The sequence below is a fragment of the Litoreibacter janthinus genome (genome assembly GCF_900111945.1).
Classification (GTDB): Bacteria; Pseudomonadota; Alphaproteobacteria; order Rhodobacterales; family Rhodobacteraceae; genus Litoreibacter; species Litoreibacter janthinus.
On sequence record NZ_FOYO01000001.1, the window covers coordinates 483,132 to 505,777 of the forward strand.

The following is a 22,646-nucleotide window of genomic DNA, read 5'->3' on the forward strand; positions in this document are numbered from 1 at the left end:
GATTTCCACGGAATGATCACGCACTTTCCACGCTTTTGGCGCGGATGCCTTCTACTCCATTTCTATCCAAAGGTCCGTGTGGCCGAGTGTGGGGTAGTAGGTAATGAAAAAAATAGCAGTAACAATGAGCGGGCGAAAAGCCCTGATAGGTCAGGAAGAACAGGTCGAAATAGTCGCGCTGCGGGCCAATGGGCCTGCTGCACGGACCACCGATCGTGATCCGGTATTCTCGAATATCAATGATCTGCCAGAAGCCCCCGCGAACACGGGCATGATGGCGAGCACTCGCGTCGCCACGCCTTCCGGCCCGCGTCGGATCGATGAACTGTCAATCGGCGACGTCGTCCTCGACGCCATGGGCCGCGAGGCAAAGGTTCGCCATGTGCTGCAAACAGACGCCCCCCGCAATGCCTTCTTGCTTCGCGCGCCTTACTTCGGTCTCGACCATGACGTCGTTCTTGCGCCAGAGCAGAAGATCGTCGTGACATCTGACACCGCTGAATATCTCTTCGGCGAAGAAACCGTCATCGTGCCTGTCTGGTCTCTCAATGATGGTCGCAAGGTCGGGCATTTCGAAACGCGGTCTTCGGATAAAATGTACCAGCTGCAACTTGATACGCCCGCGCCGATGGCGATCGGGCGTTGCGCGGTGTCAGCGCTTTACAAAGACGGGGCTACTCAGGGCCGCGTCCTAAGCGATGAAGAAGCCCGTTGCTTCGCGACAGAGCACCGCAGCGGTTTCAGCAACTAGTCATCACCTTCGTAAAACGCGGTGGTTTGCGCCACCACGACGGAGTTTTCATCAAGCGCACGCTGCATGAGCGCGCGCTCTTCTTCGTCGATATCATGACCCTCAGCCAAACGGTCATTCAAAGAGCCGTAGCCGGTCACATCAAGCGGTGCCAAACCGGCCTGCTTCATCAACGCGACCGTCTCGCGCACCGCTTCGGCCTCGTCGACGCCACTGGCGTAACACATCAACGCAGCACCCGACGCGTCCTCAGGCAGACCGTCGCCGTCTTTCCGGCCAACCTCCAGAAGCAGCGTGTAGACCTGATGTTTAGACTTTTCCTTGGCCATGACGCGCCCTCTTACCCTTTTGCCCTCGGTTCTCCTAATCGCCCTGCGCTGTCAAGCCACTTGCATTTAAAGGCGCTGCTAGGTCATTTAGCCAAACCTCCAGTAAAGGCCTCTGACGATGAGATTGATTCTGACCCTTTTGCTCTTGTTGTTACCAGTATCTTCTCGTGCCCAAGACACGCTTACCATCGCAACAGTAAACCGTGCGCCCTTCGCCATGATTGAAGGAGAGAAGATCACGGGCTTCTCCGTTGATCTGTGGCAGATGGTTGCCGAACAACTTGCGCTGGAGTTTGAATTCCGAACCGTCGACACCTTCGCGCAGATGTTGGAGCTCGTTTCCAGTGGCGCCGTGGATGGAGCCATCGCGAATATCTCGGTTACTGCAGAGCGTGAGGCCCAAATGGACTTCACCCAGCCGATCTTCGACAGCGGCTTGCAGATCATGGTCCCGTTTGAAGAAAGCAGCAGCTCTGTCATTGCCGTGCTCGTGACGCGCGATATTGCCTACGCGATGCTAGCAGCCGCAGCGTTGCTATTCGGCGGTGGCATGCTCATGTGGGTTTTTGAGCGAGGGCGATCCGAGTATTTCAATCGGCCCGCACGCGACGCCATGTTTCCGGCATTCTGGTGGGCGCTAAACCTCGTGGTGAATGGCGGGTTTGAGGAGCGGATGCCCAACTCACGCCCCGGCCGCTTCTTTGCCGTCCTGCTGGTCATCGGTTCGCTGTTTTTCGTGTCGATCTTCGTAGCAAAGATCACTGCTGCCATGACCGTGGACGCCTTGCAAAACAGCATCGATTCCCTTGCTGATCTTGAAGGGAAGCGTATCGGAACCGTCGAAGGCTCCACAGCCAGCGTCTTCCTCAGATCACGCGACCTTCAATACATCGGCCTTCAGGATCTCGACGAACTGTTCAACCTTTTCGGCGAAGGCGCATTGGACGCCGTCGTGTTCGACAAACCTATTCTTGCCTATTACGCTGCGAACAAAGGGCGCGGCGAAGCGCGTCTGCTGGATCGCACTTTCAAACCAGAAAACTACGCAATGGCATTGCCCACAGGCAGCCCATTGCGCGAGCAGATCGATCAAAGCCTATTGAAAATACGCGAAGACGGTTCGTATGACAGTCTTCGCGCTAAATGGTTTGGCTCGGCGCGCTAGGCGCGCCGCAGGCTCTTAGTCGCGCAGCAACTCGTTGATACCGGTCTTGGAGCGCGTGCGTTCGTCCACGCGCTTCACGATCACCGCGCAATACAGGTTCACGCCGTTCTTCGACGGCATGGAGCCCGCAACCACCACCGAGTAGGGCGGCACTTCGCCATACATCACTTCGCCAGTTTCGCGATCGACGATCTTGGTCGACTGGCCGATAAACACACCCATGCCCAGAACGGAGCCCTCGCGCACAATGCAGCCTTCTACCACCTCGGAGCGCGCCCCAATGAAGCAGTTGTCTTCAATGATGGTCGGGCCAGCCTGCATTGGCTCCAGAACGCCGCCGATGCCGACGCCGCCGGACAGGTGGACGTTCTTCCCGATCTGGGCGCAGGACCCAACCGTGGCCCAAGTGTCGACCATTGTGCCTTCGTCAACATAGGCGCCCAGATTCACGAAGGACGGCATTAACACCACGCCAGGCGCGATGAACGCAGACTTGCGGACGATACAGTTAGGCACCGCACGGAAACCCGCTGCTTTCCACTGATTGTCGCCCCAGCCTTTGAACTTGGAATCAACCTTGTCCCACCAGCCCGCACCCTGCGGGCCACCGTCTTGCTGTTCCATATCCTTGATGCGGAAGCCCAGAAGCACCGCCTTCTTGGCCCACTGGTTCACGTGCCATGAGCCGTCATCCTGCTTCTCGGCAACCCGCAACTTACCGCTGTCCAGAGCGTTCAGTGTGTCTTCGATCGCGTCGCGTGTTTCACCCGTGGTCGATGGCGTAATGGTGTCGCGGGCCTCCCATGCGGCCTCGATAGCAGTCTCTAGCTGAGCGTTGGACATGGTAGGGTTCCTTGAATCGTGTCTGGTTTCAAAACTTGAACGCCTATAGACCGAAACGACGCATCCGCGCAATGAAGAGGCAGACATTATGAAAGACGACCACCGCAGGCACCCTATGCGCCACTCCCGTCAGGACATGGAGGAGGTCAAACAGATCCCCGACACCCCGCAGACGCGGTCCCCTGCCTACCAACTGGCCTTTACCGACAATGACTTCATGTGCCGCGAAGAATTGCGCCCCGTGCGCTTGCAGCTGGAATTGCTGAAGCCGCAACTGATGATGGACGAGGCAGGTATCGTCTCGACCGTCGTTCTGTTCGGTGGCGCGCGCATCCCCGAGCCTGCCAAAAAGCACACCGCCCGCACCGAAACGCTGGCCGAATTGTCCAAATACTATGAAGAGGCCCGAAAATTCGCACGGCTGATAACCGAACGCTCCGACGGCAATCACAACGTGATCTGCACCGGCGGCGGCCCCGGCGTCATGGAAGCAGGTAGCCGTGGTGCGCTAGACGCGGGCGGGCGGTCTGTAGGTCTAAACATCGTGTTGCCGCACGAACAGGCCCCGAACGAGTATGTCACGCCAGAGTTGTGTTTTAACTTTCACTACTTCGCCATTCGCAAAATGCACTTCCTGATGCGCGCCAGCGCCATCACGGTATTCCCCGGCGGTTTCGGCACCCTGGATGAAACCTTTGAAGCGCTGACCCTGATCCAGACAGGCCGCATGCAACGCGTGCCGTTCGTGCTGTTCGGCGAGGAGTTCTGGCGCTCGATCATCAACTGGGAAGCCCTGTCGGACGCAGGCACCATCGCGGCGGAAGATCTGGAGCTATTCCATTTTGTTGAGACCGCAGAAGAGGCCATTGCGATTATCGACAACCATTCTTGAAGCGGGCCAAATGTCGAAGTTCACCTGAGGGGGAGCGTTGTATGGACGAGTTCACCGGCGGATGCATGTGCGGAAACATCCGGTTTGTCGCGGCAGGATCGCCCTATCGGGTTGGCCTGTGCCACTGCCTTGACTGCCGCAAACATCATGGAGCTTTGTTCCACGCCTCGGCAGTATTCCAACAGGAGTCGGTGAAGATCGAAGGTGTGACATCCAGCTATGAGGATCGGCATTTTTGTCCCCGCTGCGGGTCGTCCGTCTTCTCGCAAAGCGGGGACGAGACCGAAGTGCATCTGGGAGCGCTTGATGAGTCCAACCAGCTATCCCCAACTTACGAGCTATGGACAATCCGCCGTGAAAGTTGGCTGCCACCTTTCCCGTTAGCGGCGCGATACGAGCGAGACCGAACCACGAGCAGTCGGCAAGAACCCTAGTTCACCAGCCGGTAATCGACGATCTCCGTGCGCTGAAAGAATCGGAAGTTATCATCAGATATCATGGTAATGCGGATCACACCTTCGGGTGTGGACCAGACCGCTATCCCCTCCAGATTGTCATGGGTTCCGCCTGCCGTGCGCAAAAGCTCCCGCTCGTCCGTCAGGCTATTGCGACTTAGCGCAAAACTGCGCACGCGCGTTGCAAAGCCATTCAACCCCTTCAACTCGCGCTCCAAAAGGTACAGCCTGCCGTCGGGACCGAAATCCGCACCCACGGGCAGAAAACCATCCCGTCGCGCGATGCTTAACGTCTTGTCCCAGCGCCCATTGCGGTAGCGAAACACAGGGAACGGCCGATTCAGATCGCCAGACCGTTCGGGCAAGGTATACAGCACGCCAGCGGCATCTATCGCCAACGCTTCGATCGACGAGTTGCTCTGGAGCGAGCCGCGCCACGGCATATCAGGCAGGGGCCGCCCAGCCGACCTAGGACTATCGTAGGCCACGACCCGATGCGTGCCTTCAAATGAAATGTAGATCGTTCCGGTCGGCGAAATCGCCAATCCTTCTGCATCCGTGCGATAGCTGCGCCACGGCACACCTTGCGGATTGAGGATGCGACCGAACCGCAAATTATCCAATCCGCGGATGCGACCACCATCCCGCACGATCCGCCCTTCGGCAATCAGCCCTTTGTCGGTCGTCGTCGTGAAGCTCTCGCCATTGCGGCTAAGCTCAAGTGACGAGAACCCGCCAAAGTCCTCGACAGCACTTTTCCAAGTGTACCGGCTGACAAACTCCAGAGATTGCGCGCATGCAATCCCTGCAGAAAGCCCGAGGGCAACAAGGGCTATTTGGAGTTCAGAACGCCAACGCATGCTTTTGGCAAATCAGCTAGCACCAGTTCCCGACGCGGCTTGACCTTAGGCGGGTTCTTTGGCGGTGGCGGGGGGTTCAGGATGTTGTTCACCCATTGCTGAGCATCTGCGCAGCCGTCACCAGCCGGTGGCGGGTCTTGGTTCACACAACCAGGCGACCCTTTCGGGCAGTTCAGTCGCACATGAAAATGATAGTGGTGTCCCCACCATGGGCGGATCTTGCGAAGCCAAGCGCGTTGCTTCTTTGTGCGCCCCTTTTCGTCCTTACACATCTGAACCTTGGCACCAGGGAAGACAAAAATCCGCGCCACGCGTCGATCGCTCGCGGCGGCTTTCAGGATTTCATGATGCGCGCGGGTCCATTTGTCATTCACAAAAGCCCCGTTGGCGCGGCGCATAGAAATGGCCGAGATATTCTCGCGCTGTTTCCTGTTCAGGTTCACGCTGCCCACAGGATTCATCCAGATATCCGCATCCAGACCAAGCTGGTGGCTACGATGCCCCGTCAGCATTGGCCCGCCACGCGGCTGGGAAAAGTCACCAAAGTAAAGCCCCTTCCAGCCTTGCTTTACAGCAAAACGGCTCAGGTCTTTGCTAAAATCGATTAGCTCTGGATGGCCCCAATTTCGATTGCGAGACAAGCGCATGGATTGCCATGTCGGCCCCGTTTCAGGCAACTGCACCAAACCCGCAGCACAGCCCTTAGCGTAGGATCCGTAAGCCGCAGCTTTTTGGTTGGAGCCGTCGCGTTTGCCCCCGAAATACTGCTTGGCGAGCTTCTCCGCGCTGGCGGTCCCGGCCATACAGACCACCGCAATTGCAACACCTATCAGATGTCGGATTCCCATAATGCGTCGTCCTCTCCGTCTGGTTTTACCCAGAGTAACAGGACCAGCCCCAAAAGGAAGAGGCCGATCAGCGGAGTTACACCAATTCTCTGGGATCCTGACAGCGTTGTCGTCAACGCGATCAAGCCCGGGGCAAGGAATGATGTGGCCTTACCCGCCAAAGCGTACAGCCCGAACGCTTCTGTCATGCGATTTGGGTTTGCCTGACGAACCATCATGGTGCGTGATGCCGATTGAATCGTGCCACCTGCAGCCCCGACAAGGATGCCCGCCAAATAAAACGCGATGTCAGATGCGGTGCGGCCGCCAACAAGGCCTTCTCCCGAAACTGCGACGCCGTAGATAGACGTAGGTGTGATCATCACAATCGAAACGGCTGCGATGATAAGGGCAATGATCGATACCAAGATTACCGGCTTGGGGCCAAAGCGGCTGTCCGCGCGCCCGCCAAGATAAGCTGCGATTGCCCCGCCAATGACGGCCAGAATTCCGAACACGCCGACATCAACGACGCTCCAGCCCAGCACACCAACAGCATAAATGCCGCCGAACGTATACATCCCATTCAACGCGTCACGATACAGCATCGACGAGGCGAGATAATTCGCGAGGCTTGGCGTTCGTGGCAGTTTGCGAATGGTGCGGCCCAAGCTGCGAAGCCCCGCCGCAATCACACCCTTGGTGCGCGCCGGGCGGTCCTTTGGATCCCGAACCCAGATGAAAAACGGCACCATAAAAACAATGAACCAAAGGGCGGAGAACACGCCAACGAAGCGGGTTCCTTCTCGGGAGGTCGAATCCAAGCCACCCAAAGGCGATATGCCGATCAGCGTGCGGCCCTCATTGTTTTCGGCCAAGAACAGCAGCGCGAAGACCAACGCCAGCAAGCCACCCCAATAGCCCATCGCCCAACCAGAACCGGAGATGCGGCCAATCTCTTCACGTGTACCGAGCTCCGGCAGCATTGCATTGGTGAAAATCGTCGCAAATTCCATGCCGACAAGCCCAACGATAAACAGCCCCATAACGAGTGTTAGGCTGAAACCGTTAGGGTCGGCATACCAAGTCCCTGCCGCGCCGATCACGTAAAGGACGGAGAAGACCCAGATATAGGGGAGCCTGCGTCCGGTGCTATCTGCCACAGCGCCCAGCACAGGGGCCGAGAAGGCGATCATCAAGCCAGATATGGTGAGAACCCAGCCCCAGACGCTTTGTGCGCTTGCTTTGGCAAGCTCCACATCCATACCGCTAGTGACGTACTTGGCCGTCACGACCTCGGCAAAATATGGGCCGAAAATGAACGTCAGCAACAGGGTATTGTACGGCTGGGAGGCCCAGTCGAACATAAACCATCCCCAAATACGCTTCTTGGCAGAGGTCGTCATATCGTTAAAATCCCAGCACAGACCCTTTGACCTAGGGCCTTCTACCCCCCTGAGGCAAGGAATAACTTACCCAGACGAAGTGACGTAAACGTCAGTTTTCGGCTATAATGGTGGCCATGGCCGCATGGACTCTGCCTCTGTCCAAGCTTTGACCCAGTCAGGAATCTGTGGTGGCTCCGTCTCTAAGGATAGCGCGGACATCACCTGAGATGGCGGCACAATACCAGTCTTCGACGTAATGGCCGAGCGATAGAGGATATGTGATGTGGCCTCACCTTTGACGCGCATAGATTGTTCCAGATACAAAAACTTGTCATCCCAACACACTGCGCGCGACCGCATCTCGATCCGGTCAAACATGCGGACACGCCTGCGATACCTTACTGTAGCGCCCGCCATGGTAAGGCCCCAACGATGTTTCTTCAGCGCAGGGATCAACCCGACCCGCTTGGCCAACGGCAACCGCCCCATATCGTACAGGGTCAGGGTCCGGCCGTTGTTTAGCTCAAGCCACAGGTCCAAGTCCCAAGGCCAGCAAATGTGATGCGAAACATGGGTATCCAATGGCCCCAAATCCGGGTCATTGCGGTGACGAAAAAACTGATAGATCAGACGTAAAATCGGGTACACGGCGGCTCCTTAACTGTGCCGACACATGCCCGATTGCCGCGCCGCGTCAACCAAGACATCGCGTCACGTCTTGCACGCAAGGGGAGTGACGCTTACCTAGGCATCAACCCGCACCGGAGATCCCAAATGACAAGCTTGTTTCAAATACTAATGATGATCCTCGGGGTAGCCCGCACCGTGATCCTAATTCACTTTGTCATGAGTTGGTTGATCAGCTTCGGGGTTCTGAACATGCGGCAACCTCTGGTCGCACAAATCTGGGACGGCTTGAACCGGCTGCTGGAGCCGATCTACGGCCCAATCCGCCGCTTGTTGCCGCAAATGGGCGGCATTGACCTAAGCCCCGTCGTAGCGCTCCTGGGCATCTACGCGTTGCAGATCATCCTGACCAACAACGCGGCGCTTTTTATGTAGGCCAGCCTTTCAGTTGACGAACGGAGCAGCGCTGCCCCATAGCTGCTTCACGCGCTGGTCACGGCCGCACGCATCGCGGTACTTCTTGTAAGCCTTCGCTTTTGACTGTGGGCCAAAGCGGGTCAGCACGATCTTGTCCTGCTTGTAGTAGTCCTGATGATATGCGTCGGCGGGGTAAAACGGCTTCGCATCAAGTATTGGCGTTACGATCTTCTGCCCCAAATCCTTCTCAGCCGCAGCCTTTGCTGCTTCAGCGGCCTCCCGATCCGGTCGATTGGTCACGAAAATCGCCGTCGTGTAGCTTTCTCCGCGATCGCAGAACTGCCCACCAGCATCGGTTGGGTCGATAGAGCGGAAGAACATGTCGTAAAGCTGGCGCACGGAAACCTTGGAGGGGTCGTAGTCAATCTGCACTGCTTCCAAGTGGCCGGTGCCACCATTAATAACCTGTTTGTAGGTCGGGCTCGCGACCGTGCCGCCCGTAAAGCCGGAAACAACTTCTTTCACACCATCCACTGCCTCAAAGTCTGATTCCACACACCAGAAGCATCCGCCTGCGACAGTGACCTCTGCCGCCATCGCCATTTTAGGTTGCGCTGCAATTCCTGCGAGCACCGCAAGACCGAAACCCGTCAGATACCAGCGTGTGCGTTTGAAGTGTTTCAAGGTTTTGCTCCCGTCAAAGCCGTACAAATAGTGTAGGCGGCAATTTGATACTTGCGCCATTCACACTCAACCAAACTTGCCGTGATTGGTTCCAATGAAACTGAGATCAATTAGCGCAGGTCGTTGATGAAGGTATCAATCGCCTTCACTCTTTCTGTGCTTGATGGATGCGTGGACATCCATTGCGCAGGCTCGCCCCCTGCATATTCCTTGCTGATCTTCTCAAAAAACAGCTTCAAGCCAGACGGGTCGAACCCCGCTTCGTCCGATAGGGTTAACCCGAACTCATCAGCGGATGTTTCCTGTGCACGACTGAACGACAGCGACAGAAGCACGTTTCCTTCCAGAACCACATCCTCAAGGATCGGGCCGACATCCCCCGCCAGAAAAGCGATCAGGATGTAGGTGCTGAGTGATCGGTAAAGGCGCTTCAGCCCGTGCTCTTCCACCACATGGCCTATCTCGTGCCCCAGAACACCCGCCATGACGTCTGGCTGGGGAAAGTCTTTCACGAAAGCATCTGTCATCACCATCGTGCCACCCGGCAACGCGAACGCGTTCGGCCCCATCCCGGGCATGTCGCGGAACAGCAAATCAAAACTGTGTCGCGCCTGCACTTCTTGCGGCAACGAGCTTACCAAACGGCGGTAGACGCTTTCGACCTCGCTTCTCTGCTCTTCCGAAAGTTTCGAAGGCTCCGCCATTGTGAAATCGATGGTCTGCATCGTTCCAACGTCGATCTGTTCGATGACGACGGGAGGAGTAAACGCGATGGCGACCGACGCCATAATGTCCAGCCCATAGCGCCACAGCACCCAAGCCGCCGCAAGGCAAATCGCTACTACGCCGAACAGCCGTGCATTGAACCCTTCATAGTGGTGAAGCATCGAGCCGCGGGTTTTTCCCGTCAGCGCCTCAATGGCGGCATGGTCGGTGGTTTCGAAGACTGCGCCATCAGGGAATGACACCTTTCGCGGGGCGGAGCCCAACGGCGCGTCTATACGGACTTCCGAAAGATAGGCGCTGGCAAGCACCGCCCTTTCGTCATTCTGAATATCAACCCAAAGGCCTTCGCCCCCCTCACGCGTCAGAAGACGCGCAGGTTGGCGATGGGATGACCGCGCCGCAAAGGCATGACCACGAAGGCCCGGAAGTTGCGGCGCGGTACTCATCTCTTAGATCGGCAAGCCAACGTCGATTCCTTCGAGGTCGGTATACGCGTCCCCGAAAGCGCCGCCCGCTTCTTGCTGCTGCGTCACGAAATCATCCATCGACCCACCTGGGATGAAGCCCGTATGATCCGCCAGATAGCGGGCCAAACGCACCTGCGCCCATGGCAGCATCAGGAACAACGTGCAGACCACAACGACCATGTTGGTCACAGCAATCCAAAGTAGCTTTGGTGCAGTCACGTTGGACGCGAAACGGTGGCCACCTTCCAACGCTGTGTTGTTGTACACCGCGTTGCGGGTCAGCGCCTGATAGATGAACGCCGCTGGCAGGAACGCTACGAAGAACAACAGATAAAACAGCCCCATGACCTTCATCGCTTGTTCAGGGGCACGGTCGGCATTGTCCATGGCGTAGGCAAACTCGTTGAAGTTAAAGCCAGTTACCAAGACGCCAATCACGCCCACCACAATGATCCAAGCAAGAGCGACAAGGAACGCTTTGTAGAAAACACCTAGGCCGACTTCCATGTTGAACTTGGCTTGCCCCAGCTTGTGGTTGTTGATTGAGAAGCGCTTCAGCGCGCGATCCCAAATCGGGAAGGTGGTATAAAGCGTCAGCGCCATCAGGATCGGGTAAACCAGGAAGGTCAGAAACGCCTGACCAACAGTGCCCACAAAACCGAACCGCACATTCGAAAAGCTCGACATGCGCGCGTTGAAGACCATCGAACGCACAATTAGCCAAGGGTAGGCGAACAGCAGTGCAATGATGAGCAAGAGCCCCAAAACCGGAATAACTGCCGTAATGATCTGGAATACAATCACGGCAGCAATCACGATCAACCGGCCGATCAGAATTTGCTTACCCGTCGCGTGGTAGTCGAAGTTGCGACCTTCAACATAGGTATGGTTATAGAAATACTTCTTGGTGCGCACTTTGGCCCACGCCGAATAGATGCCCAAAGTCACAATGCTCAGAAGCAGGTTAACGATCCATATTCCGAACCATTCTTTGGCGTTCCCGGTAAACTGAAACGGCTTAGCGCCCGAAGGTAAACTCTCACTCATTGTAAATTCCCTCTGTTCAATGGATTTGTTTTTTCCAAACGTCATAAACAATGCGAGCGGAGTTGGGAATCCCTTAAGAATCGAATGAATTTCACTGGTCCAACGCATGAAATCGGGCTCTAAGTCGTTTCAGGAGGCCACATGACAGATCATCAAACGACCCACCAAGCCGAAGAAGACGCCCGCAACGACCAGATCCTGATCTATGTCGACGGCCAGCTGAAGCCAAAGGCCGAAGCCACCGTCTCCGTCTATGACAGCGGCTTTATGCTGGGCGACGGCGTTTGGGAGGGGCTGCGACTCTATAACGGCACATGGGCGTTTTTAGAGGAGCATATCGACCGCCTGTTCGAGGCCGCCAAAGCCATTGATCTGGATATCGGCAAAGACCGTGCGGGCGTCATCGCCGCGCTGGAGGAAACCCGCGAAGCCAACAGCATGACCACCGACGCCCATGCCCGCCTGATGGTGACAAGGGGCGTGAAGCATCGCCCGTTTCAGCACCCTTCCTTGTCGCGGTCCGGCCCGACATTTGTGATCATCATGGAGCATTCAAAGCCGAAGCTGCCCCGCCCGATCCGGTTGGCGACCGTCCCACATCTACGCGGGTTGCCTATGACCCAAGACCCGAAGCTAAACTCGCATTCAAAGCTCAACTGCATCCTCGCCTGTATTGCCGCAGAGAAAGCCGGCGCAGACGAAGCATTGATGCTGGACCTGCATGGCTTTGTGAACACCACCAACGCCTGCAACTTTTTCGTGGTCAAGAAAGGCGCTGTTTGGACCTCCACCGGCGACTATTGCATGAACGGGATTACCCGCCAGAAGGTCATCGACCTGTGCCACGCCAACGGCATTCCGTGTTTCGAGCGGAATTTCTCGCTAGTGGACACCTATTCGGCAGATGAGGCGTTCCTGACCGGCACATTCGGTGCGCAAACGCCCGTATCCGAAATCGACGGGCGCCAAATCGGCTCCGGAGAGATGGGGCCAGTCACCAAACGGCTTCGGACGCTCTACACCGCACTGATCAAGGAGATATGCCAATGAAACCGCTTTGCGTGCTCGCCGTGATCGGCTCTCTGGCGGCCTGCAACCCTGCCGCACCAACCGCGCCCTCGGGCAGTGACATCCCTTGGCCGGAGGCTGTGGAGCTGTTTCAAAGCTGCAAGGTCGACAGCCTGTTTCAGCTGCACGACAAGACGGTCACCTTGAACCTGAAGGACGGCAGAACTCTGACGACAACTGCGCCGTATCTTGACGCGATGCTTTACGACGACGTGATGCCGCCCCGCTGTGGAGACGTCGGCGTCATCATGGAGTAGCCAATGAAAATCGCTATGTGGTCCGGCCCGCGCAACCTGTCGACAGCCATGATGTACAGCTTCGGCAATCGCCCCGATTTTGAGGCGATGGATGAGCCATTCTACGCGCCCTACCTAAAAGCATCCGGCATTTCCCATCCGATGGATGCAGCAATCATGGCAGCGCATGAGACTGACCCGGACAAGGTTGCCGCAGCCTGTGCAGCTTCACCGGCCGAGCATCGCTACATGAAGCACATGCCGCACCACATGTTGGACGGGATGCCATTGGACTGGGCGCATGAATGCTTGAATATCCATTTGATCCGGCACCCCGCCCGCGTGATCGCCAGCTACGCCGCAAAGCGCGAGAACCCGACGCTAGAGGATATCGGATATCCGCAGCAAGCAGCACTGTATGCGAAGATCGGTGGCTTGGTGATCGACAGTCATGACATTCGCGCGAACCCCGAGACGTCGTTGCGCAGCTTGTGTGAAGAGATCGGGTTACCCTTCTTGGACGCCATGCTCCATTGGCCTGCTGGTCCGAAACAGTTTGACGGTATCTGGGCATCGCATTGGTACGGGGCAGTCCATCGCTCCACCGGCTTTGCAGGGGCGGAGGGGCCTTTACCTCAACTGGAGGGAGAAGCCGCTAGATTGTGCGAAGCGGCGCTGCTGCATTACGACGAGCTGCAAATTCGAAAACTGCCACTCGGTCAATAATCGGCGGGACCTAGCCCCGATCGCGTTTACGAATTCTCAATGCCTGTAAACGCGCTCGGGGACTATTAAGCAAAATCAACGGCAAAAAGTTAAGGCCGCGCTTCATGAGGTAACCCATGGGTTACACTGTAGGATCCGTTACGACTTCAATCGCTTGTCACGCGCGGCCAACAACTTCAGACGGAGCGCGTTAAGCTGGATAAATCCTGCAGCGTCTTTCTGGTCATACGCGCCCGCATCTTCCTCGAACGTCACATGCGCCTCGGAATAGAGCGAGTGGTCCGACCAGCGCGCCACTGTGCGCGCCAAGCCTTTGTAGAGCTTCAATCGCACGGTACCTGTGACATGCTCTTGGCTCTTGTCGATCAGAGCCTGCAGCATTTCGCGTTCTGGCGAGAACCAGAAGCCATTATAGATCAGCTCCGCATATTTCGGCATCAGCTCGTCTTTCAGATGCGCTGCACCACGGTCAAGCGTGATCGACTCGATGCCGCGGTGTGCCTCGAGCAGCAGGGTGCCGCCCGGTGTCTCATAGATACCGCGGGATTTCATTCCGACGAAACGACCTTCCACCAGATCAAGACGACCGCAGCCGTGCTTGCCGCCCAGCTCATTCAGCTTCGTGAGGATCGTGGCAGGTGACATGGCCTCGCCGTTGATCGAAACGGCGTCGCCGCGCTCGAACCCGATCTCCACGAACTCCGGCTCGTTCGGCGCGTCTTCAGGGTGAACAGTGCGTTGGTAGACATAGTCTGGGGCTTCGTCGGCGGGGTTCTCCAACACTTTGCCCTCGGAAGACGTGTGCAGCAGATTCGCATCGACCGAGAAGGGCGCCTCCCCGCGCTTGTCTTTGGCAATCGGAATTTGGTTTTGCTCTGCGAATTCCAAAAGCTTGGTGCGCGAAGACAGATCCCATTCGCGCCAAGGCGCGATCACCTTGATGTCAGGGTTCAGCGCATAGGCGGACAGCTCGAACCGCACTTGATCGTTGCCCTTGCCAGTCGCGCCATGCGCTACGGCGTCGGCGCCGGTTTCGGCGGCGATCTCTACCAAACGCTTAGAAATCAACGGGCGCGCGATGGAGGTGCCCAAAAGATACAGCCCTTCGTAGACCGCGTTGGCACGAAACATCGGGAAGACGAAATCGCGAACGAATTCTTCGCGGACATCTTCAATGTAGATGTTCTCCGGTTTGATCCCCAGAAGCTCTGCTTTCTTGCGGGCAGGCTCCAATTCCTCACCTTGGCCCAAGTCAGCGGTAAAGGTGACGACTTCGCAACCATATTCGGTTTGCAGCCATTTCAGGATGATCGAGGTATCAAGGCCGCCAGAATAGGCAAGCACTACTTTTTTGGGGGCGGACATTGGGCGTCTCCGGCTGAGCTTAAGGTCGCCAAGGGCGATAGCGCCAATGTCACAGGGGTGCAAGTGCGTGCATGGCCAAGATTGACGCTAGAGCCGTTTGCCCGCAGGGTCACTGAAAAGCAAAAAGACGGGCACAGGGCACGATGAGAAACGCGATCGACATTTTTAGCTACGGGCTGAAGCACCTATTTGGCAACTTTGGCGCAGCGCTAAGACTGACCGCACTGATCTGGATATTAGCAAGCCTTTTGATCTACGCGCTTGGGGCCGCACTTATTGGTGCTCCGATCGGTGCCATGGCGATCCGCCCAGACGCTGAAGGTCAACTGCCCGAATTGTCGGCCACCTTCACCATGCTATCACTCGTCATCAATCTGGTGGCAGTCGGCTGGGTTGCAATGCTCTGGAGCCGCTTTTGCCTCGGCGCGGACACCCCTCCGGGCGTATTACCGATGCTCAAGGGTATGCCGTTCGGAGGATTTTTTCTGACCTTGATCCTCGTCTTGGCAACGGTCGGAGCGGCCGGTTTCGCTATGTCGCTTCTCGGCTCCCTCGCGCTTCCTTACATGCCATTTTTGATCGGTGTATTTCTGTATCCATTGTTTGGCGCATGCCTGATGATCTGGCTTTCGCTGAGAATTGGAGCAGCTTTGCCAGCCTCGGCAGCGGGTCAGGTCATGTCACTCACGCAAGCCTGGTCTGGCTCGCGCGATAAGGGAATTTGGATGCTGGCGGTTTTTGCGATGATCTTCGTGACTGTTCTAACAATCCCGTCGGTCATGCTTTCCGGCCTTCTGATCCCGGGAAATATCGCCAACGTCGTTGTGTCGTGGATCATCGTGCTTGTCGGAACCGGCTGGTTAGTCGCCATATTCCGCCTAATCCCGCCAGCGCCAAGATGACTGACTTTTCCACCGAAGCACGTGCCGCGACACGCGCGATGCGCAGCCTGTTCGAGCCGACACCGCTGCAATTGAACGACTACCTGTCCGATCTCTACGACGCGCGCATCTACCTTAAACGGGAAGACCTGTCTCCGGTGCGGTCCTACAAAATCCGTGGGGCGTTTAACGCGATGTCCAAACGGCGCGCGAGCCATCCGGATCAAAACGCGTACGTTTGCGCCAGCGCGGGTAACCACGCGCAGGGGTTTGCCTTTGCCTGTCGGCATTTTGGTGTGTCAGGTGAAGTTTTTATGCCGATCACGACGCCACAACAGAAGATCGACAAAACCCGCGCCTTCGGCGGCGATTTCGTCAAGATTCGCCTAACCGGTGACTATTTCGACCAAACCTTGCGCGCTGCACAAGAGCACTGTGCCGATATTGGCGCGCATTTCCTCTCACCATTCGACGACCCTGATGTCATTGAAGGTCAGGCATCTGTTGCCGTTGAAATCGAAGACGAGCTGGACCAGCTCCCCGACATGCTGCTTTTGCCCGTTGGCGGTGGCGGGTTGTCCGCGGGTGTCACGCGCTATTTCACCGAAACCGGAGCCTCCATTTCATTCCGCTATGTCGAACCCAGCGGAGGCGCGTCCCTGACCGCTGCTCTGGCAAAGGGGGAGCCCACAAAGCTCGCTCATGTGGACACCTTCGTTGACGGTGCCGCGGTTGCGCAGATCGGGCAGCACACGTTTGAAGTTCTAAAACATGTCAATCCGGAACACGTACTTCTGGCTCCTGAGAACCGGATTTGTGGGACCATGCTCCGACTCCTGAACGTTGAAGGAATTGTGCTGGAGCCTGCCGGTGCACTTGTGATCGACGCCTTGGACGAACTTGCTGACGAGATCAAAGGCAAGACCGTGGTTTGCATTACGTCTGGCGGGAACTTCGACTTTGAACGCCTGCCCGAAGTGAAAGAACGCGCCCAGCGCTACGCGGGCTTGAAGAAATATCTGATCCTTCGGATGCCGCAACGCCCGGGCGCATTGAAGGATTTTCTGGCGCTGCTGGGGCCAGATGACGACATCGCGCGGTTCGAATACCTCAAGAAATCTGCCCGAAACTTCGGCTCGGTCCTGATTGGGATTGAGACCAAGAAACCGGAGGCGTTCGCCCGTCTGTTCAAGGCTATGACCGAAGGCGGCTTCGATCACCGCGACATCACCAATGACGAAGTTCTGGCGGAGTTCCTGATCTAACCTGCAAGCAGACCATCCAAAAATGCTGATTTCGACTGCTCATACAGCAACCTAAGCTCGTCCAATGACGCGGTTTCGGGGGTCTGCTCCATCTGTTCGCATAAAGCGCGGAAACCTTCAAAACCCAGATTGGCGGCACTGCCTTTCAAAAAGTGCAGATCATCGGCATTCGCCTGCGGCGCGTTTAAAATCAGCGCTTTCAGCTTTTCCTCAACTTCTTCCAAAAACAAGCCGGTGACTTCCTGAAAATCATCATCTCCAAGATCGTCCTTCAATTCTGCGACCCTTGACCAATTTAGCATGAGCGCCTCCTGAAACCCGGTGCAATCGACGCAACGCTGCGCCTCGGGGGTTAAAGAAAGGTGACGGCTCAAATTGTAATCAATGCATTTTTAGCTTTCATCCTCTTTTAAGGCCGATGCCGTCTTGTGCGGGCATGTCACACTCAGTTTCGCAAGCCCAAACAGGGGCACAATCAGTTCAGTTAAACGCCCTTGATTGGGTTGATCTCTGCGACACAGATCCAGCTTTTCCGAAACAGGTTCTGGTTGTGGATGACAGCCGCATGCAGCGCCGCATTGTGTCTGCAAACCTGCGCAAATGGGGTTACGACGTGTTGGAGGCAGCTTCGGGCGCTGAGGGGCTCTCACTGTGTGTAGAGCACGACATTTCAATGATCCTCAGTGATTGGATGATGCCAGGTATGACGGGTCCGGAGTTCTGCCGCGCTTTCCGTCAGCTCGGGCGGGATGATTATGGATACTTCATTCTGCTCACCAGCAAAGGCGGCAGCGATGAGATTGCCGAAGGTCTCAATTCGGGCGCAGATGACTTTTTGACCAAGCCCGTCAATTCTGGCGAACTGCGCGCCCGCCTTCGGGCGGGGGAGCGCGTTCTGAAGATGCAATCCGCACTTATCGACAAAAACCAGATCGTTAATGCCGCCCTGCAGCGGATTGAAACACTCTATGACGCGCTGAACCACGACCTGTCAGAGGCCCGCCATCTGCAGCAGTCTCTGGTCCGCGAAACTGACATTCAATTGCCCGAAGGCCGGATCGCGCTGAACTTAACCCCCAGCGGACATGTAGGTGGAGATCTTGTCGGGACATTTCGCGTCAACGACGATCAAATCGGACTGTTCTCGCTGGATGTGTCAGGCCATGGCGTCACGTCCGCATTGATGACCGCTCGATTGGCGGGCTACCTAAGCGGGCTCACACCAAACCAGAACATGGCCTTACAGAAGCAGCCGGATGGAAGCTACGCCGCACGAGATCCCGCAAAGACGGCAAGCGAACTGAATGAGTTACTGCTTCGGGAACTGGACACTGAGCATTATTTCACCATCGCGTTGAGTATCGTCGATCTGCGCACAGGCTATATGCGCACCGTCCAGGCTGGTCACCCCCACCCAGTTCTGCAGCGACAGGGATACGGTCCGTCATATCTAGGGGACGGTGGCATGCCGGTTGGTTTGATCCCAGATGCCTCGTATTCATGTTTCGAGACGCAGCTCAGGCCCGGCGACAGATTGATATTGTATTCCGACGGCATCACCGAGGCAGAGCGGCCAGACGGCAAGATGCTGGATGAAGCCGGGTTTGCCAAAATTTTGGAAACATCCCGGTCCCTCGATGGTCCAACTACACTTGATCGCCTATTGACCGAATTGCGCCTATACACCGGCACAGATGAATTCACCGACGATGTGTCAGCGTTGGTCTTTGACTATAGCGGACCAGCAATGTGACGGCCAAAGGCCTTGTCAGAGGCCGAAAATCGTCTTCACAAAGTGTCGGTCGCCTTCATTGCCAAGCAGTCGAGCGGCATCAGCAGGAGACATCCAGACAGCGCTGTGGCCCTGCTCGGTTGGCGGCCCCCGTTGTAAGACCGGACGTGCAATATAAACGCTGCAGAGCTTCTCTGCCCAAAATCCGTACTCCGGCATAAAAACAAAGCGTCTGAACACCCCGATTTTGCGTGGCGCGGTCATGGCCCAACCGGTTTCCTCCATGACCTCCCGGTGCAGGGCTGGAATCGGGTGCTCTCCCGGATCAATTCCGCCACCCGGCAGTTGCACCTCCGGCTTTTCGCCATCCTGAATAGTCGTCAGCAGGTCCTCACCATTCCACAAGATTGCATAGGCGCCAGGTCTGCGCCGATAGGGTTTTCCGTATTGAAAGGGTTCGCCAAAACGTCTGATCATGATGCAACTCCGCATTGCGTGACGCACCTACCCCTTGGGGAATGGATTGTCGCGCCTATCTAGACACGGTATGCCAAGCCCTCAGGCGTAAGGAAACCCCATGACCCTTGGACAAAAAATCGCGTGGGACGACACCGTCCTACCCTTCCAGTTGGACAAAATCGACATCCGTGGCCGCGTCGCGCGCTTGGATGGCGTCTTGGATCAAGTGCTGGAGCAACATGACTACCCGCCTCTGGTAGAGGCAATGGTGGCGGAAGCCGCCCTGCTGACCGCATTGATCGGGCAGACGATCAAGCTGCGTTGGAAGCTGTCACTGCAAATCCGCGGTGACGGACCCTTGCGCTTGATCGCAACCGATTACTATGGCCCCACTGAGGATGGAGAACCCGCCCGTATTCGCGCCTATGCGAGCTATGACGCGGAAAACATCGACTTGGACGCAGCCCCCTTCGGCCAGATCGGCAAAGGCTACTTTGCGATCCTGATCGATCAAGGGAACGACATGACGCCATATCAAGGCATCACCCCGCTGGCTGGCGGTAGTCTGTCCGCCTGCGCCGAGACGTACTTCGCGCAATCGGAGCAATTGCCGACCAAATTCGCGCTAACCTATGGCCGGTCCACCGAGCCGGGCGAAGCCGAAAGCTGGCGTGCAGGTGGTGTGATGCTACAGCATATGCCGAAAGCCTCACCGCTCATGGCAAAAGATGACGCGACGGGCGAAGAAGGCCTGTTGGCTGCGGACGACATCCTGCACGGAGATGAGTCGGAAAACTGGAACCGAGCAAGCATCCTGCTCGATACTGTGGAAGAGCTGGAATTGATCGGGCCAAGCGTTGCCCCGACAGACTTGCTTTACCGCTTGTTCCACGAAGAAGGCCCTATCGTGTATGACGCGCAGCCCATCAAGTTTGGCTGCACATGCTCTGAAGATAAGGTGCGGCAAAGCATGTCGATCTACTCGGCGCGCGACATCGCACACATGACCAAAGAGGATGGGTCTTTGACCGCCGACTGCCAGTTCTGCGGCGCACATTATGTGATGGACCCTAAAACCCTAGGGTTCGAGGCAGAGACCTCTGATGACGGGCAATGACCTGATCCATGCAGTAACGGCCGCGTTGGGAAATCCCGGCGCGGCCACATCTGACTTTGATCTGAATCCCAACGTTGTTCTTCCCGCAGAGCGCAAACTGCGCGACGCCGCGGTTCTGGTTCCCCTGTTACCGTCGCCAGATGGCGCGCGCTTGGTGTTGACCAAACGCTCCTCGGCGCTCAAACACCATCCGGGCCAAATCGCCTTTCCGGGTGGGAAGCGGGATGGGGACGAAACGCTGACAACCACCGCACTGCGCGAAGCCGAAGAAGAAGTCGGCCTAGACCGCCGGAAAGTTCGCTTGATTGGCAGCCTGCCAACTCATGAAACCGTGACCGGCTTCCAAGTGACGCCACAGGTTGGTGTAATCGACGGTACCTTTGATCCGGCATCTGAGGAAGGCGAAGTTGCCGAAGTTTTCACTGTCCCGCTTATTCACGTTCTAGATCCGGCGAACTACAGAATTGAAGGGCGGCGCTGGCGCGGCCAACGGCGGCATTATTTCGTGGTGCCCTACGGCCCTTATTACATTTGGGGCGCGACCGCACGAATGCTGCGGTCCTTGGCCGATCTGGTGCACCTGTGACGATCGTTACCGGAGACTGGCTGCACGCGCCCGCCACGCAGGCGGTTTTCGATGCTTTGGAAGAGGCGGGACATACGGGCTATTTCGTCGGTGGCTGCGTACGCAACGCGTTCCTGGGCGCACCCGTCGCCGATATCGACATCACCACGGCAGCGACACCTGACACCGTGTGCAAGGCTGCTGAGGCCGCTGGGCTCAAAGTTGTTCCTACCGGGATCGACCACGGCACTGTGACGGTTGTGTCCGGTGGCATGCCCCATGAGATCACCACATTCCGCCGTGATGTCACCACTGACGGGCGGCACGCCGAAGTTGCGTTTTCGACATCGCTTGCAGAGGACGCGGCGCGGCGGGATTTCACGATGAACGCACTCTACGCCGACCGTCACGGAGATGTGTCTGACCCTGTCGGCGGCTTGCCGGATCTGGAGGCGCGACGACTACGGTTTATCGGTGATGCTGACGCCCGGATTGCGGAGGATTACCTGCGCATCCTGCGCTTTTTCAGGTTTCACGCATGGTATGGAGACGCCGATCAGGGCTTGGACGCCGATGGTCTGGCGGCTTGTGCTGCTGCTGCGGAAGGGCTTTCGCAGCTATCGGCGGAACGCATCGGCGCTGAGATGACAAAACTGCTGCGTGCGCCGGACCCTGCTCCAGCCGTAGCGGCAATGGCGCAAGCTGGGATACTGGCGCGGGTGATGCCGGGGGCAGATGCGAAGGCATTGCCAGTTCTGGTGCATCTCGAGGACGGGCGCGCACCGGCTCTGGCACGGCGAGCCGTCAGCTTAGGCGGCGCGAATTTGAAGGAGCTTTGGCGCCTGTCGAAGGCTGAAGCGGAGAAGATTGACGTGCTGCGCGATTTGGCTGGCGCAACGACAGGTTTGGCAGAAATTTCGTATCGCCACGGCGCTGACGCGGCGCTGGATGTTGCTCTGCTGCGCGGCGCATTGTTCGAGCAACCTTTACCGCAGAATTTGGATGCGATTATTTCGACAGGGGCCGAAGCGTGCTTTCCCCTGTCAGCCGCGGACCTTATGCCTGAATTCAAAGGCCCCGCGCTTGGCACGAAACTGAAAGAGCTGGAAACGCGCTGGGTTGCCTCAGGCTTTACTCTGACCAAAGCGGAGCTTCTTGGATGAGTTTCGACCCGCTTTACGCCTTCGTTTTTGCGGGACTGTTCTCTCCTGGCCCGAACGTCATTTTGCTGACAGCGTCCGGTGCCCGGTTTGGCTTTAAGCGGACCCTGCCACACGTGCTAGGGGTTGCCGCAGGGGTCGGCATCACCTCTGCCCTTACAGGCTTTGGCGTTGGAGCACTGCTGCTTGCTCAACCGGCTCTGACCTTCACCCTGAAATGTCTCGCCGCCGCTTGGATTTTGTGGATGTCGTGGAAACTGTTCCGCTCGACCAGAGGACCGCAAGCACAAGGGCGCGACCGGCCGTTCACTTTCATTGAAGCCGTCCTGTTCCAATGGGTTAACCCCAAGATCTGGGTGATCGCTATGGCGGCCTCTTCAGGTTACTCGATTGGCCTACCGCCCGTTCATGAGGCGCTGCGGCTGGGCAGTGCATTTTCAGGGATCAACCTGTTTGTCTGTCTGTTCTGGACCTTCGCAGGTTCCTTGCTGGCGGTTCTCATGACGCGGCCCGCTTGGTGGCGCGGGTTTATGACGGTGATGGCCCTTGCGCTGGCGGGTTCAGCAGTCATGGTTTTCCTTTAGAGCTCGGCCT

The 22,646-nt window shown here is 57.1% G+C and carries 27 protein-coding genes; 15 read left to right on the plus strand and 12 right to left on the minus strand.

From position 1 onward, the window contains the following. The first annotated feature begins 103 nt into the window (after nt 1-103). Nucleotides 104-751 carry a Hint domain-containing protein gene (locus tag BM352_RS02455; protein WP_090212076.1) on the plus strand — a complete coding sequence of 216 codons (648 nt, stop codon included), beginning with the start codon at nt 104-106 and terminating at the stop codon, nt 749-751. Here the strand turns inward: BM352_RS02455 and BM352_RS02460 are convergent. Then, nucleotides 748-1,080: a hypothetical protein gene (locus BM352_RS02460; protein WP_090212078.1), complete on the minus strand. Its 333-nt coding sequence runs from the start codon at nt 1,078-1,080 to the stop codon at nt 748-750. The two genes, BM352_RS02455 and BM352_RS02460, sit on opposite strands and share 4 nt — an antisense overlap. Before the next feature lie 118 nt (nt 1,081-1,198). On the opposite strand from BM352_RS02460, the gene BM352_RS02465 reads away from it, so the two are divergent. After that, nucleotides 1,199-2,245, plus strand: a complete 1,047-nt coding sequence (locus BM352_RS02465) for a transporter substrate-binding domain-containing protein (RefSeq protein ID WP_090212081.1) — start codon at nt 1,199-1,201, stop codon at nt 2,243-2,245. Nucleotides 2,246-2,260: 15 nt separating this feature from the next. Here the strand turns inward: BM352_RS02465 and dapD are convergent, their stop codons facing one another. Then, nucleotides 2,261-3,088 (minus strand): 2,3,4,5-tetrahydropyridine-2,6-dicarboxylate N-succinyltransferase, encoded by an 828-nt coding sequence (gene dapD / locus BM352_RS02470; protein WP_090212083.1) that lies wholly within the window; start codon nt 3,086-3,088, stop codon nt 2,261-2,263. Nucleotides 3,089-3,176: 88 nt separating this feature from the next. Here dapD and BM352_RS02475 point away from each other — a divergent pair, with 88 nt between their 5' ends. Then, nucleotides 3,177-3,980 carry an LOG family protein gene (locus tag BM352_RS02475; RefSeq protein WP_090212085.1) on the plus strand — a complete coding sequence of 268 codons (804 nt, stop codon included), beginning with the start codon at nt 3,177-3,179 and terminating at the stop codon, nt 3,978-3,980. A 41-nt stretch (nt 3,981-4,021) separates the two neighbouring features. Further along, nucleotides 4,022-4,414, plus strand: coding sequence for a GFA family protein (locus tag BM352_RS02480; RefSeq protein WP_090212088.1), 393 nt, complete (start codon nt 4,022-4,024; stop codon nt 4,412-4,414). On the opposite strand, the gene BM352_RS02485 is transcribed toward BM352_RS02480, so the two are convergent. The 4 genes from BM352_RS02485 to BM352_RS02500 all read right to left on the minus strand — a co-directional run bounded on the left by BM352_RS02485 (nt 4,411) and on the right by BM352_RS02500 (nt 8,158). Further along, the gene (locus tag BM352_RS02485) at nt 4,411-5,295 is read right to left on the minus strand and encodes an esterase-like activity of phytase family protein (RefSeq protein ID WP_090212091.1); all 885 of its coding nucleotides are present in this window, start codon (nt 5,293-5,295) and stop codon (nt 4,411-4,413) included. The genes BM352_RS02480 and BM352_RS02485 overlap by 4 nt on opposite strands. Beyond that, nucleotides 5,268-6,098 carry a penicillin-insensitive murein endopeptidase gene (gene mepA, locus BM352_RS02490; RefSeq protein ID WP_245781024.1) on the minus strand — a complete coding sequence of 277 codons (831 nt, stop codon included), beginning with the start codon at nt 6,096-6,098 and terminating at the stop codon, nt 5,268-5,270. Before mepA ends, BM352_RS02485 begins: the two co-directional genes overlap by 28 nt. 26 nt (nt 6,099-6,124) lie before the next feature. Then, nucleotides 6,125-7,528, minus strand: coding sequence for an MFS transporter (locus BM352_RS02495; RefSeq protein ID WP_090212095.1), 1,404 nt, complete (start codon nt 7,526-7,528; stop codon nt 6,125-6,127). A 102-nt stretch (nt 7,529-7,630) separates the two neighbouring features. Continuing rightward, entirely contained in the window at nt 7,631-8,158 is a 528-nt protein-coding gene (locus BM352_RS02500; RefSeq protein WP_090212098.1) for an acyl-CoA thioesterase, read from the minus strand. Nucleotides 8,159-8,284: 126 nt separating this feature from the next. Here BM352_RS02500 and BM352_RS02505 point away from each other — a divergent pair, with 126 nt between their 5' ends. Next, the gene (locus BM352_RS02505; protein WP_090212102.1) at nt 8,285-8,572 is read left to right on the plus strand and encodes a YggT family protein; all 288 of its coding nucleotides are present in this window, start codon (nt 8,285-8,287) and stop codon (nt 8,570-8,572) included. Between the two features lie 9 nt (nt 8,573-8,581). On the opposite strand, the gene msrA is transcribed toward BM352_RS02505, so the two are convergent. The 3 genes from msrA to BM352_RS02520 form a co-directional block, all read right to left on the minus strand. Beyond that, the gene (gene msrA / locus BM352_RS02510) at nt 8,582-9,157 is read right to left on the minus strand and encodes a peptide-methionine (S)-S-oxide reductase MsrA (protein ID WP_090219780.1); all 576 of its coding nucleotides are present in this window, start codon (nt 9,155-9,157) and stop codon (nt 8,582-8,584) included. Between the two features lie 191 nt (nt 9,158-9,348). Next, complete coding sequence (locus BM352_RS02515; RefSeq protein ID WP_090212104.1) at nt 9,349-10,410, minus strand: M48 family metallopeptidase; 1,062 nt, start codon at nt 10,408-10,410, stop codon at nt 9,349-9,351. A gap of 3 nt (nt 10,411-10,413) precedes the next feature. After that, a complete protein-coding gene (locus BM352_RS02520) occupies nt 10,414-11,478 on the minus strand; it encodes a YjgN family protein (RefSeq protein ID WP_090212107.1) in 1,065 nt (354 codons plus the stop codon). Nucleotides 11,479-11,619: 141 nt separating this feature from the next. Here BM352_RS02520 and BM352_RS02525 point away from each other — a divergent pair, with 141 nt between their 5' ends. From BM352_RS02525 to BM352_RS02535, 3 genes are read left to right on the plus strand one after another with little or no spacing between them, the layout of a single operon-like run. Then, nucleotides 11,620-12,528 carry a D-amino acid aminotransferase gene (locus tag BM352_RS02525; protein ID WP_090212109.1) on the plus strand — a complete coding sequence of 303 codons (909 nt, stop codon included), beginning with the start codon at nt 11,620-11,622 and terminating at the stop codon, nt 12,526-12,528. Continuing rightward, a complete protein-coding gene (locus tag BM352_RS02530; protein WP_090212111.1) occupies nt 12,525-12,803 on the plus strand; it encodes a hypothetical protein in 279 nt (92 codons plus the stop codon). The genes BM352_RS02525 and BM352_RS02530 overlap by 4 nt, the downstream gene beginning before the upstream one ends. Nucleotides 12,804-12,806: 3 nt before the next feature. Further along, nucleotides 12,807-13,508, plus strand: a complete 702-nt coding sequence (locus BM352_RS02535) for a sulfotransferase-like domain-containing protein (protein WP_090212114.1) — start codon at nt 12,807-12,809, stop codon at nt 13,506-13,508. Nucleotides 13,509-13,646: 138 nt separating this feature from the next. Here the strand turns inward: BM352_RS02535 and BM352_RS02540 are convergent, their stop codons facing one another. Beyond that, a complete protein-coding gene (locus BM352_RS02540) occupies nt 13,647-14,873 on the minus strand; it encodes an argininosuccinate synthase (RefSeq protein WP_090212116.1) in 1,227 nt (408 codons plus the stop codon). 143 nt (nt 14,874-15,016) lie between these two features. On the opposite strand from BM352_RS02540, the gene BM352_RS02545 reads away from it, so the two are divergent. Both BM352_RS02545 and ilvA read left to right on the plus strand, forming a co-directional pair. After that, nucleotides 15,017-15,775 (plus strand): hypothetical protein, encoded by a 759-nt coding sequence (locus tag BM352_RS02545; protein WP_090212120.1) that lies wholly within the window; start codon nt 15,017-15,019, stop codon nt 15,773-15,775. After that, nucleotides 15,772-17,019 carry a threonine ammonia-lyase IlvA gene (ilvA, locus tag BM352_RS02550; protein ID WP_090212123.1) on the plus strand — a complete coding sequence of 416 codons (1,248 nt, stop codon included), beginning with the start codon at nt 15,772-15,774 and terminating at the stop codon, nt 17,017-17,019. The genes BM352_RS02545 and ilvA overlap by 4 nt, the downstream gene beginning before the upstream one ends. On the opposite strand, the gene BM352_RS02555 is transcribed toward ilvA, so the two are convergent. Continuing rightward, the gene (locus tag BM352_RS02555; protein ID WP_245780892.1) at nt 17,016-17,294 is read right to left on the minus strand and encodes an Hpt domain-containing protein; all 279 of its coding nucleotides are present in this window, start codon (nt 17,292-17,294) and stop codon (nt 17,016-17,018) included. The genes ilvA and BM352_RS02555 overlap by 4 nt on opposite strands. A gap of 275 nt (nt 17,295-17,569) precedes the next feature. On the opposite strand from BM352_RS02555, the gene BM352_RS02560 reads away from it, so the two are divergent. After that, nucleotides 17,570-18,772, plus strand: a complete 1,203-nt coding sequence (locus BM352_RS02560) for a PP2C family protein-serine/threonine phosphatase (RefSeq protein ID WP_342713618.1) — start codon at nt 17,570-17,572, stop codon at nt 18,770-18,772. A gap of 15 nt (nt 18,773-18,787) precedes the next feature. Here BM352_RS02560 and BM352_RS02565 read toward each other — a convergent pair whose 3' ends face one another. Next, nucleotides 18,788-19,228 carry an NUDIX hydrolase gene (locus BM352_RS02565; RefSeq protein ID WP_090212131.1) on the minus strand — a complete coding sequence of 147 codons (441 nt, stop codon included), beginning with the start codon at nt 19,226-19,228 and terminating at the stop codon, nt 18,788-18,790. A 100-nt stretch (nt 19,229-19,328) separates the two neighbouring features. Between BM352_RS02565 and hslO the strand changes: the two genes are divergently transcribed. Genes hslO through BM352_RS02585 form a run of 4 tightly spaced genes read left to right on the plus strand, consistent with a single transcriptional unit; the run spans nt 19,329 to nt 22,636 of the window. Continuing rightward, complete coding sequence (gene hslO / locus BM352_RS02570) at nt 19,329-20,327, plus strand: Hsp33 family molecular chaperone HslO (RefSeq protein ID WP_090212134.1); 999 nt, start codon at nt 19,329-19,331, stop codon at nt 20,325-20,327. Further along, a complete protein-coding gene (locus BM352_RS02575; RefSeq protein WP_090212139.1) occupies nt 20,314-20,913 on the plus strand; it encodes a CoA pyrophosphatase in 600 nt (199 codons plus the stop codon). The genes hslO and BM352_RS02575 overlap by 14 nt, the downstream gene beginning before the upstream one ends. Beyond that, nucleotides 20,910-22,055, plus strand: coding sequence for a CCA tRNA nucleotidyltransferase (locus BM352_RS02580; protein WP_090212142.1), 1,146 nt, complete (start codon nt 20,910-20,912; stop codon nt 22,053-22,055). The genes BM352_RS02575 and BM352_RS02580 overlap by 4 nt, the downstream gene beginning before the upstream one ends. Then, nucleotides 22,052-22,636, plus strand: coding sequence for a LysE family translocator (locus tag BM352_RS02585; protein WP_090212144.1), 585 nt, complete (start codon nt 22,052-22,054; stop codon nt 22,634-22,636). The genes BM352_RS02580 and BM352_RS02585 overlap by 4 nt, the downstream gene beginning before the upstream one ends. Nucleotides 22,637-22,646 lie beyond the last annotated feature (10 nt).

What these genes read in the sequence shown, in the direction of transcription:
- BM352_RS02455 (WP_090212076.1), top strand. Translation starts at nt 104, where the DNA reads ATGAAAAAAATAGCAGTAACAATGAGCGGGCGAAAAGCCCTGATAGGT.
- BM352_RS02460 (WP_090212078.1), bottom strand. Translation starts at nt 1,080, where the DNA reads ATGGCCAAGGAAAAGTCTAAACATCAGGTCTACACGCTGCTTCTGGAG.
- BM352_RS02465 (WP_090212081.1), top strand. Translation starts at nt 1,199, where the DNA reads ATGAGATTGATTCTGACCCTTTTGCTCTTGTTGTTACCAGTATCTTCT.
- dapD (WP_090212083.1), bottom strand. Translation starts at nt 3,088, where the DNA reads ATGTCCAACGCTCAGCTAGAGACTGCTATCGAGGCCGCATGGGAGGCC.
- BM352_RS02475 (WP_090212085.1), top strand. Translation starts at nt 3,177, where the DNA reads ATGAAAGACGACCACCGCAGGCACCCTATGCGCCACTCCCGTCAGGAC.
- BM352_RS02480 (WP_090212088.1), top strand. Translation starts at nt 4,022, where the DNA reads ATGGACGAGTTCACCGGCGGATGCATGTGCGGAAACATCCGGTTTGTC.
- BM352_RS02485 (WP_090212091.1), bottom strand. Translation starts at nt 5,295, where the DNA reads ATGCGTTGGCGTTCTGAACTCCAAATAGCCCTTGTTGCCCTCGGGCTT.
- mepA (WP_245781024.1), bottom strand. Translation starts at nt 6,098, where the DNA reads ATGGCCGGGACCGCCAGCGCGGAGAAGCTCGCCAAGCAGTATTTCGGG.
- BM352_RS02495 (WP_090212095.1), bottom strand. Translation starts at nt 7,528, where the DNA reads ATGACGACCTCTGCCAAGAAGCGTATTTGGGGATGGTTTATGTTCGAC.
- BM352_RS02505 (WP_090212102.1), top strand. Translation starts at nt 8,285, where the DNA reads ATGACAAGCTTGTTTCAAATACTAATGATGATCCTCGGGGTAGCCCGC.
- msrA (WP_090219780.1), bottom strand. Translation starts at nt 9,157, where the DNA reads ATGGCGATGGCGGCAGAGGTCACTGTCGCAGGCGGATGCTTCTGGTGT.
- BM352_RS02515 (WP_090212104.1), bottom strand. Translation starts at nt 10,410, where the DNA reads ATGAGTACCGCGCCGCAACTTCCGGGCCTTCGTGGTCATGCCTTTGCG.
- BM352_RS02520 (WP_090212107.1), bottom strand. Translation starts at nt 11,478, where the DNA reads ATGAGTGAGAGTTTACCTTCGGGCGCTAAGCCGTTTCAGTTTACCGGG.
- BM352_RS02525 (WP_090212109.1), top strand. Translation starts at nt 11,620, where the DNA reads ATGACAGATCATCAAACGACCCACCAAGCCGAAGAAGACGCCCGCAAC.
- BM352_RS02530 (WP_090212111.1), top strand. Translation starts at nt 12,525, where the DNA reads ATGAAACCGCTTTGCGTGCTCGCCGTGATCGGCTCTCTGGCGGCCTGC.
- BM352_RS02535 (WP_090212114.1), top strand. Translation starts at nt 12,807, where the DNA reads ATGAAAATCGCTATGTGGTCCGGCCCGCGCAACCTGTCGACAGCCATG.
- BM352_RS02540 (WP_090212116.1), bottom strand. Translation starts at nt 14,873, where the DNA reads ATGTCCGCCCCCAAAAAAGTAGTGCTTGCCTATTCTGGCGGCCTTGAT.
- BM352_RS02545 (WP_090212120.1), top strand. Translation starts at nt 15,017, where the DNA reads ATGAGAAACGCGATCGACATTTTTAGCTACGGGCTGAAGCACCTATTT.
- ilvA (WP_090212123.1), top strand. Translation starts at nt 15,772, where the DNA reads ATGACTGACTTTTCCACCGAAGCACGTGCCGCGACACGCGCGATGCGC.
- BM352_RS02565 (WP_090212131.1), bottom strand. Translation starts at nt 19,228, where the DNA reads ATGATCAGACGTTTTGGCGAACCCTTTCAATACGGAAAACCCTATCGG.
- hslO (WP_090212134.1), top strand. Translation starts at nt 19,329, where the DNA reads ATGACCCTTGGACAAAAAATCGCGTGGGACGACACCGTCCTACCCTTC.
- BM352_RS02575 (WP_090212139.1), top strand. Translation starts at nt 20,314, where the DNA reads ATGACGGGCAATGACCTGATCCATGCAGTAACGGCCGCGTTGGGAAAT.
- BM352_RS02585 (WP_090212144.1), top strand. Translation starts at nt 22,052, where the DNA reads ATGAGTTTCGACCCGCTTTACGCCTTCGTTTTTGCGGGACTGTTCTCT.